Annotated in this window: 17 protein-coding genes and 1 pseudogene; 7 read left to right on the top strand and 11 right to left on the bottom strand. The window is 61.8% G+C overall.

Going from position 1 to position 17,514, the window contains the following annotated elements:
- Nucleotides 1-190 precede the first annotated feature (190 nt).
- Nucleotides 191-655 (bottom strand): light harvesting protein subunit alpha, encoded by a 465-nt coding sequence (locus tag G9U53_RS12965; RefSeq protein ID WP_165638755.1) that lies wholly within the window; start codon nucleotides 653-655, stop codon nucleotides 191-193.
- A gap of 167 nt (nucleotides 656-822) precedes the next feature.
- Between G9U53_RS12965 and G9U53_RS12960 the strand changes: the two genes are divergently transcribed.
- Together G9U53_RS12960 and G9U53_RS12955 are read left to right on the top strand one after the other, a co-directional pair.
- Nucleotides 823-1,527: a response regulator transcription factor gene (locus tag G9U53_RS12960; protein ID WP_165638754.1), complete on the top strand. Its 705-nt coding sequence runs from the start codon at nucleotides 823-825 to the stop codon at nucleotides 1,525-1,527.
- Nucleotides 1,524-2,903, top strand: a complete 1,380-nt coding sequence (locus tag G9U53_RS12955) for a HAMP domain-containing sensor histidine kinase (RefSeq protein WP_165638753.1) — start codon at nucleotides 1,524-1,526, stop codon at nucleotides 2,901-2,903. Before G9U53_RS12960 ends, G9U53_RS12955 begins: the two co-directional genes overlap by 4 nt.
- Here G9U53_RS12955 and G9U53_RS12950 read toward each other — a convergent pair.
- The 8 genes from G9U53_RS12950 to G9U53_RS12915 all read right to left on the bottom strand — a co-directional run bounded on the left by G9U53_RS12950 (nucleotide 2,800) and on the right by G9U53_RS12915 (nucleotide 11,423).
- Nucleotides 2,800-3,789, bottom strand: a complete 990-nt coding sequence (locus G9U53_RS12950) for an LLM class F420-dependent oxidoreductase (RefSeq protein WP_007732341.1) — start codon at nucleotides 3,787-3,789, stop codon at nucleotides 2,800-2,802. The genes G9U53_RS12955 and G9U53_RS12950 overlap by 104 nt on opposite strands.
- Nucleotides 3,790-3,795: 6 nt before the next feature.
- Nucleotides 3,796-4,482, bottom strand: coding sequence for an HAD family hydrolase (locus G9U53_RS12945; RefSeq protein WP_165638752.1), 687 nt, complete (start codon nucleotides 4,480-4,482; stop codon nucleotides 3,796-3,798).
- Nucleotides 4,483-4,751: 269 nt separating this feature from the next.
- On the bottom strand, nucleotides 4,752-6,203 hold the full coding sequence (locus G9U53_RS12940; RefSeq protein WP_165638751.1) for a catalase: 1,452 nt from the start codon (nucleotides 6,201-6,203) through the stop codon (nucleotides 4,752-4,754).
- 31 nt (nucleotides 6,204-6,234) lie between these two features.
- Nucleotides 6,235-6,789 carry a Fur family transcriptional regulator gene (locus G9U53_RS12935; protein ID WP_003943517.1) on the bottom strand — a complete coding sequence of 185 codons (555 nt, stop codon included), beginning with the start codon at nucleotides 6,787-6,789 and terminating at the stop codon, nucleotides 6,235-6,237.
- A gap of 285 nt (nucleotides 6,790-7,074) precedes the next feature.
- Nucleotides 7,075-7,722: a hypothetical protein gene (locus G9U53_RS12930; protein WP_042446642.1), complete on the bottom strand. Its 648-nt coding sequence runs from the start codon at nucleotides 7,720-7,722 to the stop codon at nucleotides 7,075-7,077.
- The gene (locus tag G9U53_RS12925; RefSeq protein WP_165638750.1) at nucleotides 7,706-9,421 is read right to left on the bottom strand and encodes a GMC family oxidoreductase; all 1,716 of its coding nucleotides are present in this window, start codon (nucleotides 9,419-9,421) and stop codon (nucleotides 7,706-7,708) included. The genes G9U53_RS12930 and G9U53_RS12925 overlap by 17 nt, the downstream gene beginning before the upstream one ends.
- A complete protein-coding gene (locus G9U53_RS12920; protein ID WP_081557263.1) occupies nucleotides 9,418-10,902 on the bottom strand; it encodes an NAD(P)/FAD-dependent oxidoreductase in 1,485 nt (494 codons plus the stop codon). The genes G9U53_RS12925 and G9U53_RS12920 overlap by 4 nt, the downstream gene beginning before the upstream one ends.
- Nucleotides 10,899-11,423, bottom strand: coding sequence for a TetR/AcrR family transcriptional regulator (locus tag G9U53_RS12915; RefSeq protein ID WP_202427151.1), 525 nt, complete (start codon nucleotides 11,421-11,423; stop codon nucleotides 10,899-10,901). Before G9U53_RS12915 ends, G9U53_RS12920 begins: the two co-directional genes overlap by 4 nt.
- Before the next feature lie 183 nt (nucleotides 11,424-11,606).
- On the opposite strand from G9U53_RS12915, the gene G9U53_RS12910 reads away from it, so the two are divergent.
- The 5 genes and pseudogenes from G9U53_RS12910 to G9U53_RS12890 all read left to right on the top strand — a co-directional run bounded on the left by G9U53_RS12910 (nucleotide 11,607) and on the right by G9U53_RS12890 (nucleotide 15,373).
- Nucleotides 11,607-12,317 carry a response regulator transcription factor gene (locus G9U53_RS12910; protein ID WP_007732315.1) on the top strand — a complete coding sequence of 237 codons (711 nt, stop codon included), beginning with the start codon at nucleotides 11,607-11,609 and terminating at the stop codon, nucleotides 12,315-12,317.
- 188 nt (nucleotides 12,318-12,505) lie between these two features.
- Nucleotides 12,506-12,727, top strand: a pseudogene (locus G9U53_RS12905) (LuxR C-terminal-related transcriptional regulator); the annotation flags it as partial.
- Nucleotides 12,728-12,858: 131 nt separating this feature from the next.
- Nucleotides 12,859-13,926 carry an ATP-binding protein gene (locus G9U53_RS12900; protein ID WP_042446628.1) on the top strand — a complete coding sequence of 356 codons (1,068 nt, stop codon included), beginning with the start codon at nucleotides 12,859-12,861 and terminating at the stop codon, nucleotides 13,924-13,926.
- Nucleotides 13,923-15,020: a hypothetical protein gene (locus G9U53_RS12895; protein WP_065455112.1), complete on the top strand. Its 1,098-nt coding sequence runs from the start codon at nucleotides 13,923-13,925 to the stop codon at nucleotides 15,018-15,020. Before G9U53_RS12900 ends, G9U53_RS12895 begins: the two co-directional genes overlap by 4 nt.
- Before the next feature lie 47 nt (nucleotides 15,021-15,067).
- Complete coding sequence (locus G9U53_RS12890) at nucleotides 15,068-15,373, top strand: hypothetical protein (protein WP_136471627.1); 306 nt, start codon at nucleotides 15,068-15,070, stop codon at nucleotides 15,371-15,373.
- A 6-nt stretch (nucleotides 15,374-15,379) separates the two neighbouring features.
- Here G9U53_RS12890 and G9U53_RS12885 read toward each other — a convergent pair whose 3' ends face one another.
- Nucleotides 15,380-16,291, bottom strand: coding sequence for a hydroxymethylglutaryl-CoA lyase (locus G9U53_RS12885; RefSeq protein ID WP_003943493.1), 912 nt, complete (start codon nucleotides 16,289-16,291; stop codon nucleotides 15,380-15,382).
- A gap of 1 nt (nucleotide 16,292) precedes the next feature.
- Nucleotides 16,293-17,507: a CoA transferase gene (locus G9U53_RS12880; RefSeq protein ID WP_007732303.1), complete on the bottom strand. Its 1,215-nt coding sequence runs from the start codon at nucleotides 17,505-17,507 to the stop codon at nucleotides 16,293-16,295.
- Between the last annotated feature and the right edge of the window lie 7 nt (nucleotides 17,508-17,514).

Below are 17,514 nucleotides of genomic sequence, written 5' to 3'. Positions count from 1 at the left end.
CATCAGGCCGTACCGCACCCTCTGCAAGACACCACACACATGACGCCGTCGGCGACGGCCCCGGCATGCTCGCCGAGACCGCCCCGAACGTAGCAAGTGCTACCGACAGGCTTGACCAACCTCCAGACCCAGTTGAGTACGGCCGTACCGTTCCAGGTCAAAGCGGTTCATGCGGAGCTTTTTTCGCTCGTCAGCCCGCGGCAACCGTGCATGACAGGGCAACGCCTTCCTCCAGCGGAGCGACACCGGCCATGTCGAGCACCTCTGCCGGAACACCTTCGGTCGTCGGAGCCCACTCGACGGTCGGCAACGCCGGCACCCCTTCACGCGCAACGAATGTCGCAGCTTCGCTCGGCACTTCGATAGTGACTGCGGCCGTACCGGCCTCCTCCGCGCGCACGACCTTCCCCTCGTCGATGAGCTTCTGCAGCTCCTCGTCGGAAATCGGCGCCGCGACACCACACGCTACTTCGGGAGCCACACCCCACTCGGCTGGAGCGGTCGCGATCGACCGCACCGCCACCGGTGACCCGTTGGAAATCGGGTTGGAAGCCCAGGCGATTCCCGGCGCCACTGCCATACCGAGGACCGCCACGGACGCCACCACCACACCGGTCCGGCGGGCCCGCTTGCCGTTCACTTTCAATCGCGTCATCGTAGTTCTCCTTGATCGAACGTTCTCGAGTTCTCGGCGCGGTCGCATCCGAGAAACCCGAGGTTATGAAGCCAACACTGCAGATCTGTTGTCGGTTTCTTAGGAGTTGATGAGAATGCGACGGCCCTCGCTCCGAGCGAGGCCCCAGGCCTTGATCCAATGGCACCATGGCTGGGGTGAGTACACGCGAGCGCATCCTGATCGTTGACGACGACGCGAAGGTTCTGAATTCGCTCGAACGTGGACTCCGATTGTCGGGCTTCGACACGGCAACTGCCGTCGACGGACGATCGGCCTTGTCATCGGTGAACAAGCAATGCCCGGCCGCGCTCGTTCTCGACGTCAACATGCCCGGCCTCGACGGCGTCGGGGTGGTGACCGCCCTGCGCGCGATCGGCAACGAGGTTCCGATCTGCGTGCTCAGCGCCCGAAGTTCCGTGGGTGATCGCATCGCGGGGCTGGAGGCGGGCGCCGACGACTACCTCACCAAGCCCTTCGAGTTGGCCGAGCTCGTCGCCAGACTCCGCGCATTGCTTCGACGCACGACGCGAGCCACCCCGTCGGTCGCTCATCCGATCACGGTGGGACCGCTGACGGTCGATCTCCGTGGCCATCGAGCGCACATCGACGGTAGGCGAATCGAACTCACCAAAAGAGAATTCGACCTGTTGTCGGTACTCGCCGAGCACGCCGGTGTCGTACTCAGTCGCGCACAACTCCTGCGACTCGTCTGGGGTTACGACTTCGCCGCCGACACCAATGTCGTCGACGTCTTTGTCACCTACCTACGCAAGAAACTCGAAGTCGACGGAGCGCCCCGCGTGATCCACACAGTGCGTGGCGTGGGCTTCGTCCTGACGGCCGAACGATGAAGCGGCCGCTGTCACTTCAGACTCGCGTAGCCATCGCCTCGGGCCTGGCCGCCGGAATCGTGATTGCCGCGATCGGAATTGCGTTCGCGGTCTTTCTGCGTGTCAACGGATCCGAACAACTCGAACGCACTCTCGATTCCGTCACCCTGGGCGTCGCGGCGAGTGCGCCGAGCCCGCTATTCATCGAAACACCAACTGCAACAACAGAACCATCCGTGGTCAGCCCCGGATTCAACGCCGCGACCGTCAGCGCCTTGGCTACCACCGATGTTCGCAGTCGTGATGTTCTGGTGCCCGGCGACAGCGGCGCCGCACTGGCCGTCAGCATCCCCGAAGACCCACTGACCCAGGCAATCCGTGAGCAGCAGTTCCAAGTGGCCGCTGCAGCAGTGGTCGCCATCCTTGCCGCGGCCGGGCTCGGTTGGTTCCTCACCGGCCGAGCCGTCCGGCCACTACAGCAATTGACCGAGACCACCAGTTCGATCGGCAACAACCTCGACGTCGACGGACTCTCGCACCGGGCACCGTCGGTACGTGGAACGCGAGAAGCCGAAGAACTGTCGGAGGCAATCCACAGCATGCTCAGTCGCATCGAAAGCGATCGAAGCCGCACCGAGGAGGCGTTGGAGTCGGCACGCGATTTCGCTCGCGTCTCCGCCCACGAACTGCGCACACCTCTCACGTCGATGCGTACCGATCTCGAAGTTCTCGCAACACTCGATCTCACGGAAAGCCAACGGCGCGAACTGTCCGGCGAATTGTTGGAAGCGCAGCGCCAGATCGAGCGCACCCTGACCGACCTCGAGACTCTAGCCCTGGGTGACGTGGCCGATCCCGAGGATTGTGCCGACGTCGATCTCGTCGAGGTTGCCGATCGCGCCGTCGCTGACGCCGGCCGTCTGCACCCGCAGGTCGACGTTCGTTTGAAAGCACCGGAAGAACTTTCGATTCAGGCCTTTCCCGCGGGCATCCGTCTGGTGCTGACCAACGCCGTCACCAATTCCGTTCGGCACGGCAATGCCGACGAAGTCGAGATCACCGTCCGATCAGGGGCCGCGACGGGTTCGGCGACGGTTTTCGTCGACGACAACGGCACCGTGATCGCGCCTTCGGAACGCGAAGCGATGTTCGAGAGATTCGTTCGTGGTACCGGTGCGGGCGACGCCGGAAGCGGTTTGGGACTGGCCCTCGTCGCGCAGCAGGCGAGGCTGCACGGCGGTAGCGCGCGACTCGACAAGAGCCCACTCGGCGGAACTCGATTGATCTTCTCGATCAACCCAATTCGACGTGCAGAGCCTCGAGCAGCGGCTTGGCCGCCTCGTCGAAGAATCGGTCTTGGGTATCTCCACCGATCTGTACCAGTGCCACATCGGTGAATCCGGCGTCCGTGTATGCCTTGACCGCTTCGACGATCACATCGAGATCGGGACCACACGGAATGCTTTCAGCTACATCCTCTTTGCGCACGAACTGAGTCGCACCCGAGAAGCTCGCCGGCGTCGGCAGTTCGGAGTTCACGGACCACCCTCCGCCGAACCACCGGAACTGCTGATGAGCTCGTGCAATTGCCGTGTCGCGATCAGGGTCCCACGAGATCGGAATCTGACCGATGGTCCGGCCTGCGGGAGCCAATCCGTATGCTCGGCCGTGCACGTGCTTCCACAAGTGCACTAGCTCCGAATCCGGTTGCACGGCAATCAGATCGTCGGCCATCGGACCGAAACGCTCGACGGACTTGTCTCCGGACATGGCCAGCGCCAGCGGAACCGGGTTCTCGGGGAGATCCCAGATCCTGGCGGACTGGACGTCGAAGTACTCCCCCTTCCAGCTCACCAGATCTCCGGCGAGCAGTGCGCGAATGATGCTCACCGCCTCCTGCAGCATGTCCTGGCGGGTGTCGATGGACGGCCAACCCTCGCCGACCACATGCTCGTTCAGGCTCTCGCCACTTCCCAATCCCAGGGTGAAGCGTCCGTCCGCGAGGATCTGGATCGTCGCAGCTTTCTGAGCGACGACGGCGGGGTGGTACCTCACGGTCGGACAAGTCACGTACGTCATCAAACCGACTCGCTCGGTGGCGTGGGCGACTGCCCCCAGCACCGACCAGGCGTAGGGTGCATGCCCCTGCTCGGTCAGCCACGGCGAGTAGTGATCACTCATCACTTCGAAGTCGAAGCCGACTTCTTCGGCCCGAACTGCATGACGAACCAGTTCTTTCGGACCTGCCTGCTCCGTCATCAAGGTGTAGCCGAATCGTGCCATCACTGATCAACTCCCGGTATCTAGGCCTGAAACGAGTTCGGAAATCACACTGCCGTCGAGGTGGTCGAGGAGGTCGCGGGCGTCGTCGTACACGGCAGCCGCACCCGCACCTTCGAGTTCGTCGGTCGACATGCCACCACTGCGCACTCCCACAGCCACAACGCCCGCCCATGTCGCCGCCTTCATGTCCCAGACGGCATCCCCGACCATGACCGCATTGCCCGCGTCGACACCTGCCTTCGCGAGCGCGACCTCGATCAGGTCCGGATCAGGTTTGGCCTCGTCGACGGATTCCGAAGAGGTGGCGGCGTAGATCATTTCGTCGATGTCGAGCGTCCGGCGTAGCAAATTCAGTTCTTCGTCCGGCGCCGAGGTAGCGAGCACCACGTGCAGTCCGAGCGAGTGAACTCGGCGGATCAACTCGCGCGCTCCCGGCAGTACTCGGAGACGGTCGGCCGACTGCCGGTAGTACGTGGTGTGAAGTTCTTTGGCTCGCGGTCCGCACCCGTCGATGTCTTCGCCGAGCAAGGACTCCAGTAGTTGGTCTCCGTCCATGCCGATGCTGCGGTGTACCCGCCACGCGTCGACCGGGCGACCTACCTCGAAGAAAGCTCGCGACCACGCTTCTACGTGCAGATAGTTGGAATCGACGAGCGTTCCGTCGATGTCGAAGAGAACCGCACCTATTGCCATGGGAATTGACTGCCCAACACCTCGGTTCGCGAAACTTGTGCCCCGAGCATTCTCAGCTCGAGAAGCGGATCATGGAGAGTGCGAACAGCAGAAGTGCACGTCGAACAGGGGTGTCGTCATGGAGTCAGTCGTTGTATTCCTTCTCGCATGCTTCGTCTATTGGTTTGCGCTTCTGTAGTTGGGTAGACGGAAACGGACCGCTGCCGGGAAGTGATTTCCCTTGCAGCGGTCCGCATTCGGTAGACCTAGGCGATGCTCATGTCAGCGGGTCACTGACCTGCGCGTACACCTTCTTCGACGCGCTTGCCCAAATCTGCGTCGACGTTCTTCCAGTACTCGAAGACACGCAACAGAACTTCCTCACTGACGCCGGCAAGGGCGTGGCCGACGATGTTGCTCACCAGGCGCTCACGAGCTGCGTCGTCGAGAACTTCACGGACCAGCGTTCCGGCCTGCGTGAAGTCGCCGTCCTCGGCGTGCTCGATGTATCCGGCGCGCACTGCCTTGCCGTCGAACGCCCACAGTCCTTCGTCACCGGCAACCGACGGATCGGCATGCGGTCCGCCGTACGAGTTCGGTGCGTACACCGGCGTCGACGGGGAATTGAAGCTGTAACGCATGGCGCCCTCCTTGGAGTAGGAGTTCACCTCGTTCTTCGGGGCATTGACCGGCAGGTCGGCGTAGTTGGTGCCGATGCGGTAACGATGTGCGTCGGCGTAGGAGAAGACGCGGCCGAGAAGCATCTTGTCCGGGCTGAATCCGATGCCGGGCACCACGTTCGACGGCTCGAACGAAGCCTGCTCGATCTGCGCGAAGAAGTTCTCCGGATTGAGGTTCAGCGTCCACTTGCCGACCTCGATCAGTGGGTAGTCCTTCTGGGACCAGACCTTGGTGAGGTCGAACGGGTTGAAGCGGTAGCCTTCGGCCTCGTCGACCGGCATGATCTGAACCTTGAGTGTCCAGCTCGGGAAATTACCGGCCTCGATGGCGTTGTACAGATCCGCGCGGTGGTAGTCGGGATCGCTACCGGCGAGGCTGTCTGCTTCGGCCTGCGTCAGGAACTCGATGCCCTGATCGGTCTTGAAGTGGTACTTCACCCAGAAGCGTTCACCCGCAGCGTTGACCCACTGGTAGGTGTGCGATCCGAAGCCGTCCATGTTGCGCCAGGTCTTCGGGATACCGCGGTCACCCATCAGCCAGGTCACCTGGTGAGCGGTCTCGGGACGCAGAGTCCAGAAGTCCCACTGCATGTCGTGGTCACGAAGACCGGAGCCGGGCAGTCGCTTCTGCGAACGAATGAAGTCGGGGAACTTGATGGCGTCCTTGATGAAGAACACCGGGGTGTTGTTGCCGACGAGGTCGTAGTTTCCCTCTTCGGTGTAGAACTTCATCGCAAAACCGCGCGGATCGCGCCAGGTGTCCGGGCTGCCCTGCTCACCGGCGACGGTGGAGAAGCGGACGAGTGACTCGGTCTTCTTACCCGGCTGCAGGAACGCGGCCTTGGTGTACTTGCTGACGTCGTGTGTGATGACGAGTTCACCGAAAGCGCCGCCGCCCTTGGCGTGGACGATGCGCTCCGGGACACGCTCGCGGTTGAACTGCGCGAGCTTCTCGATCAGGTAGTGGTCGTGAAGGAGCACCGGCCCCTGAATACCCGCGGTCAGCGATTCGTCATCACTTGCGACCGCGATACCGAAATTGTTGGTGGTGGGCTTGGTCATGGCGAAGCCTCCTAGCGTTGTGGGCTGGGCGTCAGAGGAGCGGGGCTGCATCCGAGTCGAACGCATGGGCTGCATGCGAGGTGGCTGACTCGGAGGTTCTGGACGCATCAATTCGATTCTGCGAGACCGCGTCCGACTCGGTGTCGGATTCGGCAGAATTCTTCAGGCAATCTTCGCAACGGCCCCAGAACACGACCTCGGCTTCGTCGATTTCGAAGCCATGATTATCGGAAGGTTCGAGGCAGGGAGCTTGGCCGACAACACAATCGACGTCGACGACCTTGCCGCAGCCGCGACAGACGAGGTGATGGTGGTTGTCACCAGTTCTCGTCTCGAACCGTGCGGGCGAACCCGCCGGCTCGATGCGTCGCAGCAATCCTGCGTTCACGCATGCCTTCAGCACGTCGTAAACGGCCTGTGTGGATACCGATCCGAGCTGCTGCCGCACGAGTGCTGCAACAGAATCGGCGTCTGAATGCGGTTGGGCTGTAACCGCATCCAGCACGGCGAGGCGCGGAGCAGTGACCCTCAACCCGACGGCGCGCAATTGCGCTCGGGGGTCGAAGTCATGCTCTCCGTCTCGCATGTTTCCCAGTATGCCGCTTTTCTGGAATTAGTCAAGAAAAGGATTGCCTAAGTTGAATCGAGACCGGTGTCACATATCGAGGACGGGAACAAATCCGGGGAGACCGCCGTTGAACACCCTGTCGGCGTCCGAACAAGCCCCGGGCCCCACCCCTTTTGTCGCTGCGAGCGACCACCCGCCGAGAGGCGCCTGTGGGACGTCGACACCTGACTTTCACACCACACGACCAAGGCCGCCCGGTCACTGACGGGCGGCCTTGGTCGCTTTTCGCAGGTCAAACCCCCGCTACCGATGCTTGGCCGCTCCCGTAGTCATTTTTCCGCCCAGAATCACGACGCCGTGATGGGTGCCCGCAGCCAACCAGTCCGGCAGGGTCTGCCCCTCTGCCTCGACGCTCACGCGCGCGTATCGGAACGATCCCGTCAGCCTTGCCGACGCGATCGCCAGACCTCCACCGGACTCCGGCTGCGCAAATCCCAACGCCCCGGCAATCGGCAGACGCGGCCCGAGCATCCGCGTATCCGAACGCACCCGCCATCCGTCGCCGGTTGCAGTGAATTTCTGCTGCACGTCTCCGTCGAACTCGGCCAGAACCTTGGGTAGTTGCCAGTGGACTCGCCCACCGTGCACCGACGGTTCCGAATCCACCGCGATGAAAGGGACCGCCATCCGCGGCATAGGCCCGATCCGTTTCCCTGGCGCATGCAAGACCGGACTGGCGAGGATCTCGCGATACGGGCCGACCGGCGAATCGAGGTAGTCCACCATCATGGCCACCGTCATCGGAATAGTTCGACCATCCGGGCCGAGCTCGCGTGCCGCCGACGTACTGCGGTGCCACCACAGTGTCGCGCGAACGCGAGCCGGCCACGGCGGCGGATCACTCACCGGCCAGTCGACGCGGTCACTTGTCGATTCAGGCACGCTCCACATCGGACACCTTCTCAGCTCGAATGGTCAGGGGAAGCCGCAAAGCGCCTGGTGCATGCGTCGGCACCACCGGATCGGACGGCAAAGTCGGATCGATACGTACGTATGGCTCGCCGGTCTTCGGGCGGGCGTCCGCGCCACCCTTGTTCGGCCACATCGCGCACGCTCGTTCCGCCTGCGCAGTGATGGTCAGGGAAGGATTCACTCCGAGATTTGCGCTCACCACCGAACCGTCCATGACGTGCAGTCCCTCATGACCGTATGCACGCAGATACGGATCGACGACGCCACTCGACGCGCTGTCACCGATCGCGCAGCCACCCAGAAAGTGTGCCGTCATCGGGATGTTCACGATCTCGGCGATGGAACCACCCGGGTCGCCGTCGATCTTCTCGGCGACCTTGCGAATGGCTGTATGACCCTGCGGAATCCACTGAGGAGGTGGATCGCCCGGTCCCGGTCTACTGGTGAGGGAGCGCCCGAATCGTTTGGTGTTCTTGGAAAGTTCGAGGGAGTTGTCGTCGGTCTGCATCACCAGCGCGATGACGGTTCGCTCGGACCAGTTCCGTACCGACAACGACCGCAAGAACGCTCCTGGGTGTCGGGCCGCGACTGCCAGAGTCTTCAGCACCCGGGGAGTTCGCCCACCGCCGTCACTCAGGACGGTCTGCAGAAGTCCTATTGCATTGCTGCCCTTGCCGTATCGCACCGGCTCGATGTGCGTGTGATCATCCGGGTGAAAGGACGACGTGATGGCTACGCCCTGCGTGAAGTTCCGTCGACGCGACTTCGACGTTGCGGCCAGTACGGCTTCGGAATTGGTACGTACGACGGTGCCGAGAGTGTCCGACAGGCCCGGCAGGGCACCGGATTCCTTCATACCGAGCAGCAGTCTCGCCGTTCCGTACGTTCCGGCGGCAACCACCACCTGATCGGCGGTGAACCGAACTTCTCGCCGGCGGACGCCGTCCGTTCGCCTCGCGAGCAGGCGGTAACCACCGCTTGCCGCCGGCCGAAGGTCGGTGACGGTCGTGAGCGGATGAACCCTGGCGCCCGCTTGCTCGGCGAGATGGAGGTAGTTCTTGACCAGCGTGTTCTTCGCACCGACTCGGCAGCCGGTCATACATCCCCCGCATTCCGTGCAACCTGTGCGTTCGGGTCCTTTTCCGCCGAAGAACGGGTCCGGCACGGAAACTCCTGCCTCCCCGAAGAAAACCCCGACGGGGGTGGACGTGAAGGTCTCCCCCACGCCCATCTCTTCGGCTACGTCCTTCATCACCGCATCGGCAGGAGTGAAGGACGGATTGGTGCGAACACCCAACATCCGTTTGGCCTGGTCGTAGTACGGCGCCAGTTCGTCGTGCCAGTCAGTGATGTGCGCCCACTGACGGTCTTCGAAGAACCGATTGGGTGGCTGATACAACGTGTTGGCGTAGTTCAACGACCCACCTCCGACGCCGGACCCCGCCATCACGAGCACATCCGGAAGAAGATGGATGCGCTGAACCCCATAACATCCGATCCACGGCGCCCACAGGTACTTTCGAAGTCTCCAACTGGTTTCAGGCAACTCGTCGTCGGCAAACCGTCGACCGGCTTCGAGCACCCCGACACGGTAGCCCTTCTCCGTCAGGCGAAGAGCGGCGACACTGCCACCGAATCCCGAACCGATAACCACCACGTCGTAGTGCGTCGCGGTCATGCCTCGACGCTTTCGATCTTGCGAGCGGAGTAGTTCTCCCGATCGAAATGCTCCAGCAGCGAACGGAATTTGAAAGTGAACGTCGGCCACTGCACCGAGTTGCGCCCCTCCGGATCGATGTACCAACTCGAGCATCCGCCCTTGTTCCACACCGTGTGCTGCAACTCGTGCTGAATTCCCTTGTTGTAGTGCACCTGCTCCGTCTCGTTCACGTCGAGGGCATCGATCCGCTCTCGCTTCATGGTGTTCAAGGCGTCGTTGACGTACTCGGCCTGGGACTCGAGCATGTACACGATCGAACTGTGTCCGAGGTTGGTGTTCGGACCGTACATGAGGAACAGATTCGGGAACCCGCTGACCGCAGTACCCTTGTACGCGTTGGGACTACCGTTCCAATGTGCGGCCAGCGTCTCGCCACGTTTTCCGGTGATCAGATGCGCAACAGGCGGTTCCGTCGGCGTGAACCCCGTGGCGAAGATGATGGTGTCGACCTTGTGCTCGACTCCGCGTGCGTCGACCACTCCGTTTTCGGTGACCGAGACGAGCCCACTGTCGACCAGACTCACGTCCGCGCGGTCAAGGGTGCGCAACCAGTCGTTGGACAGAAGCATGCGCTTGCAACCGATCGTGAAATCGGGAGTCAGTTTCCGGCGCAACTCCGGATCTTTCACCTGTCTGCGCAGATGGAGGCGCGCGGCCGCCTCGAAGGCAGGCAGCACCCACGTCGCGTGCGACATCGCGGCGCCGAGTAGCTCGCGGAAGCCGTAAACCCACCCTCGAATCACCTTCTGTGTAACGGGAATCCGCGAGTACACGGCCTTCTGTGCAGCAGGCAGGGTGCGATCCATCCGAGGGATCACCCAGGCCGGAGTTCGCTGGAACACGGTGACATGGGCAGCAGGGTCGGCAATTTCGGGAACGAACTGAACCGCCGACGCTCCCGTTCCGATCACGGCTACGCGCTCGCCGCGCAGTTCGTGTTCGTGGTTCCACGTCGCCGAATGGAAAGTGGTCCCGGAGAATTGGTCGAGACCGGGAAAATCCGGGATCTTGGGCGTCGACAACGCTCCGGTCGCGGCGACCAGAGCTTTGGCCGTCAACGACCCTCGAGATGTCCGAATACGCCACAGCGCCGCATCCTCGTCCCACACAGCAGCTTCGAGTTCGCAGTTCAGGACTACGCGTTCCACGATGCCGGTGTCTGCGGCCACCTTCTTCAGATAGTTGTAGATCTCGGGTTGACGAGCAAAGGTATGACTCCAATCGGCGCTCGGCGCAAAAGAATACGAGTACAACGCCGTCGGCACGTCACAGGCACAGCCTGGATAGGTGTTGTCGCGCCAAGTGCCGCCGATGTCAGCTCCACGCTCGATCAACACGACGTCTGCAGCGCGGTTGTCGCGAAGCATTCTGGCGGCCAAGCCCATACCGGCAAATCCGGCACCGACGATCAGCGTTTCGACATGTTCGGGAAGCTTCACTTCTTCTCCACTCGGGATTGCCAGGCCGGCAACAGTCGCGCTCTGAGCGCGTCGTCGGCTTCGGATGTACGAAACAGGGCTGAGACGGCAAGCCCACGAACGAGTTCGATGGTGAGTTCGACCGACTCGGAATCGAACCGATCACCGAACAACTCGGCGCTGCCGAACTCGAGCGCCTCACTCACCTTGCGTTCGAGGGGCACCGTCGCCGCATGCAGAACGGGATCGGTCCGCGCCGCGACCCACAATTCGAGGGCGGCATAGAACAGCGGCCCGGAGAACGCGTCCGACAGGACCTCGAGGCCTCGACCACGATCCACTTCAGCGGTGAGGATTTCTTCCAGCCGCTTGTCGACCAGATACTCGACGGCCGCAACGACCAGCGATTCCTTGGTCGGAAAATGATGCAGTTGCGTACCCCGCGAGACGCCTGCGCGGCGGGCGATCTCTTGCGTGCTGGTCCGTGCGTAGCCCAGCTCGACCAACGATTCGACGGCGGCGTCGAGGAGGCGCCCGCGCATCGCCGCTGTACGTTCGGCCTGGGTACGGCTTACTTTCGCATCGGAAGTGGTCTCGGTCACAAGACAACTGTAGAGCCGAAACGTAAAACAGTCCAGGCTGACTTCAAATCTTGACACGTAACATACCGGTCAGTCAGCTCTGCCTGATAACGTCCTCGCATCGAGCGGAGGGAAACAATCGCTATGCCAGAGCAAACAGCATTTCCACACCGCCGTGTCGGGTTGGTGGAAGACCACGAGTCGGTAGCAATCGGCGTGTCCGTGATGCTCGAGGACGAGCCGGACCTCGAATTGGTGTGCATCGCGACCACTGTGTCCGAGATGCTCGCTCAGAACGTCGCCTTGGATCTGGCAATCCTCGACCTCCGGCTGGCCGACGGTTCATCGCCCAAGAGCAATGTCGAGCAACTGCGGGCCGCCGGGCTCGAGACATTGATCTTCACCGGGGCGGAAAACCCGTACCTCGTTCGCTCGGCCGCCCGTGCCGGCGTACTGGGTGTTGTACGCAAGTCCGAACCGACTGCCGTCGTGGTTGATGCGATACGCGCCGCCGCGTCGGGAAGGCAGGTGGTGACGACAGAGTGGGCTGCCGCAATCGACGGGGATCCAGGTCTCGACGAAGTGGGTCTGAGCCCTCGACAACTCGAGGTCCTCGAACTTTACGCATCCGGAGAGAAGGCGGATCGAGTTGCGCGACTCACCGGTTTGGCGCCGCAGACGGTTAACGACTACCTCCAGCGCATCAGGCAGAAATATGCGGCTGTCGGACGACCCGCACCGACAAAAACGGATTTGTACAAACGCGCGGTCGAAGACGGGGTGTTACCAATTCCTGAACGGCCTACTTCCGGAAAAAAGCTGACTTTGACTAACAATGAGGTTCGGCAACAATAACTCTCTTAGCGCTGCCCCTGAAAATATGGGCAGAGGAATTGATGTCTGGGAAAAATTTCCCTCTTCGAATTACATTCATCTGACAAGAAGACGGCACTGTCGGGGGTCTGTCATTCCGCTACAGAGAAGTAAGGACGAAACTCATGACAGTCACTGTGGAAAACTGCATGGCACAGGATCCCGTAGGACCGCACCTTTCGGAGCGCGAAATCGAGGTTCTCAGGGAATGGCTACTGAGTGATTCGAAGTCACGCGTTGCTCAAAACCTCTACATCAGCGTGGGAACGGTGGGGACCCACCTGTCGCGGATTCGCGAGAAGTATGCCGACGTTGGAAGGAACGCACCGACGAAATGCGAATTACTCGTGCGAGCGATACAAGATCAGATAGTGACGATCGACGAACTCTGATCGACAGAGTTGCTTTCGACAAAACAGCCAGTGCTTCTGACGAAATTCTGAGGCTCTTCGGCCGCTTCATCGGCGCCGGCTATGTCTGCTATTTGATATTGCTTGCCCCTGCGATTGCAGAAGCCACCACGATGTCTGCGTCGTGGTGGACTCCACTGGCGGTGGTCGCGACTTTCGGTAGTGGGCTGGCGCTGGGAGCATCGACGTTCCACGCCGACACCCGATGGGTGAAACGAACTGCGAGCGCAAATGCGGTTCTCTACGTCGTGGTCATCCTCCTGTGGTGGCCGGCGTGGAATGGTGACCACGTCACAGATTTCACCTTGTGGATTTCCAATTTCCCCGGCGTCGCCAGCCTTGCTGCCGCTGCAGCTTGGCGACCGGCCGCTGCCGTCGTGCACCTTTTCGTAGTGGCAACACTCGCACAGTTGACCAATCACATAATCCGGACGAGTCCCACGACGCACCTGTTGGTTCCCGACCTCGCCTTCGCCTGGACATTCTGCGCGGTTTTCGTAGCAGCGGCCGTCATGGCCTTGCGAACCGGACGAGTACTGGATGCGACCATCGCCACCACTCATGCCGCTGCCGCCGGCGCCGCCGCGGCCGAGGCCAAATCCGTCGAACGCGAGAGATTCGACGCACTCATCCACGACACCGTGATGTCGACTCTGCTCGCTGCTTCGAGAAACGATGCCGATCCCTCGGTCGTCGCTCAGGCGCGAAGGACGGTGGCAAGACTCGACGAACTGCGCTCCGGAACCGACCACGAGACGAGTTTCGACTTCGACGGAATCCTCGCTCAGTTGCGTTCAGCCGCTTCGGAAGTGGACGAAAACATCACGTTCGAGACCGCCCTCTCCGACGGGTCTGATCCGAGCGGATACGCACCCGACTCGATTCGTGCGATGGCCGGTGCGATGGCCGAGGCACTGCGCAACAGCGTCAAACACGCCGGAAGCAGTGCACGGCGTTCGGTCACGGTCACGGCAACCGCCACCCACCTCGAAGTAGTCGTCACCGACGACGGCGTCGGCTTCGATCCGAGCTCCGTCGAGACGCATCGCCTCGGAATCACTGTCAGCATCCGCGGCAGAATGCGTCAACTCGACGGCGGATCGGCAACCATTCGATCGTCACCCGGCCGCGGCACTTCGGTGACTCTGACGTTGAGCTTGCCCGTAGCGGTGATGACATGACCAGGCCGGACGGACGAGATGTCCGCGATCTTCTCGGCATGCACAGCCGTGCTGCTCGATTCATGGCTGCATGCTTCGCGCTCACCTGCGTGATCTCCGTCGCCTACACATCCTCCGACGTCCGCGCAGTCTGGCCGATGATCTTGGCAATTATCGTGTGCTCGACTGCGGCTTTCACACTCGTACTGAGCAGAGGCGACCCGATGCCGCTGGGGCAGAGCGTTCTGGTGTCTCTGACCGGCGCCGTCACGAGCGGCCTGGTGTTGTCAGTGGTTCCCGTCCCCGTCAACGACATGACTCAACTCTGGATGTTCGGGATGTCGACGGCAGTCTTCACCTTCATGTGCGTTCGTGGGCGTACAGCACTCGCGTGGCTCGGGCTTGGACTCATGGTGTTGGTGACCGCCATCTGGTCCTCCACCACCGGCCAGGGGGCCATGTACGGAGTGTCGTTGACGGTCATCAACGCGGGCCCTGTTCTGATGTCGACCTTCTTCGCATACACCATCCGTCCTCAAGCCAGGGTTATCTACGAACTTCGTGAGCAGTCCACCCAACGAATTGCCTCCGCATCCGCCAGTGCTGCGATTCTCGAGGAACGCGACGCGCAACTCGACAGGCTCGATGTCCTTGCACGCCCGCTCCTCGAACGGGTCGCTTCCGGGGTTCCACTGACAACCACCGAGCGGCAAGAATGCGAACTCCTCGAGGCGCAACTCCGAGATTCACTGAGGGCGACAGGCTTACAACAAACAGATGTCATCGATGCTGTGCGTGCCGCTCGAAACCGCGGCGTCGAAGTGGTCCTGCTCGACGACCACGGAATGGATGGCGCGAACCCCGACGTGCGCGACCGAATCCACTCGAGCATCGTCCGGGAACTCACCGCGATCACGCGAGGAAAAGTGACCATACGGATCCTTCCACCTCGGCGTACCGCTATGGCCACGATGCTGGTCGATACTGAAGACGTTCGACGAATCGAGTTCGATCACAACGGAATGCAGCTGCTACGGCAGGGGGACCGGGGAGAGCTCGGCACCTCGTCCATGTCCGTCGATCCGACTACAGACAGCGCCGTCGAACCCGAATAGCTTTCGAGGAGAGTGAGATTCACCGGGTCGATCACCAGGAGAAATGAATGATCTTCGAACTGCGTCCAGCGCATGTCGCACGTGCCCTCGCCGCACTGTGTGCCCTTCCGATTCTGTGGACCTTCGCAGTAGAGGGAATCACCACGACAACGGAATACGACTACAGCACAGGCGAAGTGTCCTCGTCGAGCGACCTGGGCTCTCAGATCGGAAGCGTCGTGATCTGGATCGTCCTCGCGATCGCATTTGCCGCCGGTGCCTGGTATCTGGAGAAGCAGCGCATCGGTTGGCCGCCGGCGGCGCACGAGCAGCTGGTCAGACTGCAGCTGGCATCACCCAACCGAGAAGAGTAAAGGTCCCTACCGCTTCCGATCGCCGGCGCGGAGAAGATTACTGGGAACCGTATGGCCCACTATCTCCTCTGCAACGGCAGCGGCACGAATGCTCGCATCCAGGTCGATACCCGTCGCAATGCCCATGTCTTCGAGCATGTAGACCAGTTCCTCCGTCGCGATGTTGCCACTGGCACCGGGAGCGAACGGACAACCGCCGAGACCTCCGGTGGACGCGTCGAGGTTTCGAACACCGTGCTGCACAGCCGCAAACGCGCAAGCAAGACCAGCGCCACGCGTGTTGTGGAAGTGCGCACCCAAGCCGAAGTCACCTACTCTTTCGCCCACAGCGTCGATCAATCGTCCGACACGTCCCGGCGTGGCAGTGCCGATGGTATCTGCGATCGAGAACTGATCAGCACCGAACTCCTTGGCCTGCTCCGCAATCCGCAGAACACGATCCGGGTCGGTTGGACCGTCGAACGGACAGTCCCAGGCGGTGGCCACGATGACCTCCACCCGTCCTCCGGCGTCGTGGACGATCCTGACGACCTCTCCGATACGTTCGGTCGCTTGCTCCGTCGTCGACCGAGTGTTGGCCTCGCTGTGGCCATTCGATGCCGACACAACATATTCGACGGTTTTCATTCCTGCGGCGACGGCCCGTTTCGCTCCACCGATTCCGGCGACCAATGCCGAGAACTCGATGCCGGGCCACTGGTGCAGTTCTGCGGCCAACAATTCCGCGTCGGCCAACGCCGGCACAGCGCGCGGTGAGACGAACGACGTCGCCTCGATACGCGAAACACCCGTCGCAGCCAGAGCGTCGACAAGACGAAGTTTCTCCGCCAGCGACACCGGGTCTTCGATCTGCAACCCGTCCCGTGGTCCGACTTCACGAATACTGACTGCTGGAATACCCACGCCAGGTACCGACATGTCAGATCACGCCCTTCATCTTCAGTTCTGCCTGCTCGTCGTCCGAGAGTCCGAGGAGCCCGCCCCACACCGAGGAGTTGTCGTGACCCGGCGCCGACGCTCCCGCGTTGCGCACGGATCCGGGTGTCTCACTGAAGGTAGGCACGACGCCCAAGCCGAGGACGTTTTCACCGATCCGCTCGTCGTAGTGGTCGACGAGCATCCCCCGCTCGATCAGCTGCGGATCCTTGACGACATCTTCAACCGTATTGATCGGCCCGGCAACAACTCCCACTTCGGTGAGGCGTTCCACCAGGCTGGTGGGATCTTGGAGCGCGACCCAGGCGCTGATCAGTTCGTCGAGCTCGTCCTGATGTTTGCCACGGGCAACATGATTGGAGAAGCGGTCGTCATGCGCTAGTTCCGGTCGCCCCATGATGGTGCACAGACGCACGAAGAGCGTATCCTGATTGGCTGCGATCACCACCCAGTTTCCTTCAGAGGTCTGATAGATGTTGGACGGCGCAATACCCTCCAATCTCGTTCCCGAGGGCTGCCGGATGATCCCGCCCCGATCGTAATCCGGGATCGTGGATTCCTGCACCGCCAGACAGGATTCCGTGAGGGCAACGTCGACCACCTGACCACGGCCGGTCCGCTCTCGTGAGAGCAACGCCGCCAGCACTCCCTGAACGGCGAACATCCCGCCGAGAGAATCTCCGAGCGAAAGGGCAATACGCGGAGGCGCCTGCCCTGGATAACCGTTCAGATGCCGAAATCCGCTGACCGCTTCGGCAACCGAGGCGTAGCCGGCGCTCTTGGCTTGCGGTCCGCTCTGCCCGTAACCGGATACCCTGGCCAACACCAACTTCGGATTGCGCGCACTGAGAACGTCGAATCCCAGGCCCCACTTCTCGAGGGTGCCCGGCCGGAAGTTCTCGACCACCACATCGGCATGTTCGATCAGATTCAGAAACAGGTCTCGTCCCGCGTCGACGCGAAGGTCCAACGTCACACACCGCTTGTTGCGGGCGTGAACCGTCCAGAAGAATCGATGACCGTCCTGCTCGGCCTGACCCCAGGTACGAAGCGGGTCCGGGCGGTCCGGCGATTCGATCTTGATCACGTCGGCGCCCATGTCGCCGAGCAGTTTCCCGGCGAAGGGCCCGGCGATCAAGGTTCCGAGTTCAATCACCCGATATCCGTCCAGGGGCCCGGTGGGCGCACCTTCCGACACAGCTGCC

The organism is Rhodococcus sp. D-46, from assembly GCF_011290655.1.
Classification (GTDB): Bacteria; Actinomycetota; Actinomycetes; order Mycobacteriales; family Mycobacteriaceae; genus Rhodococcus_F; species Rhodococcus_F qingshengii.
This window is presented reverse-complemented; position numbering and strand designations above follow the sequence as displayed.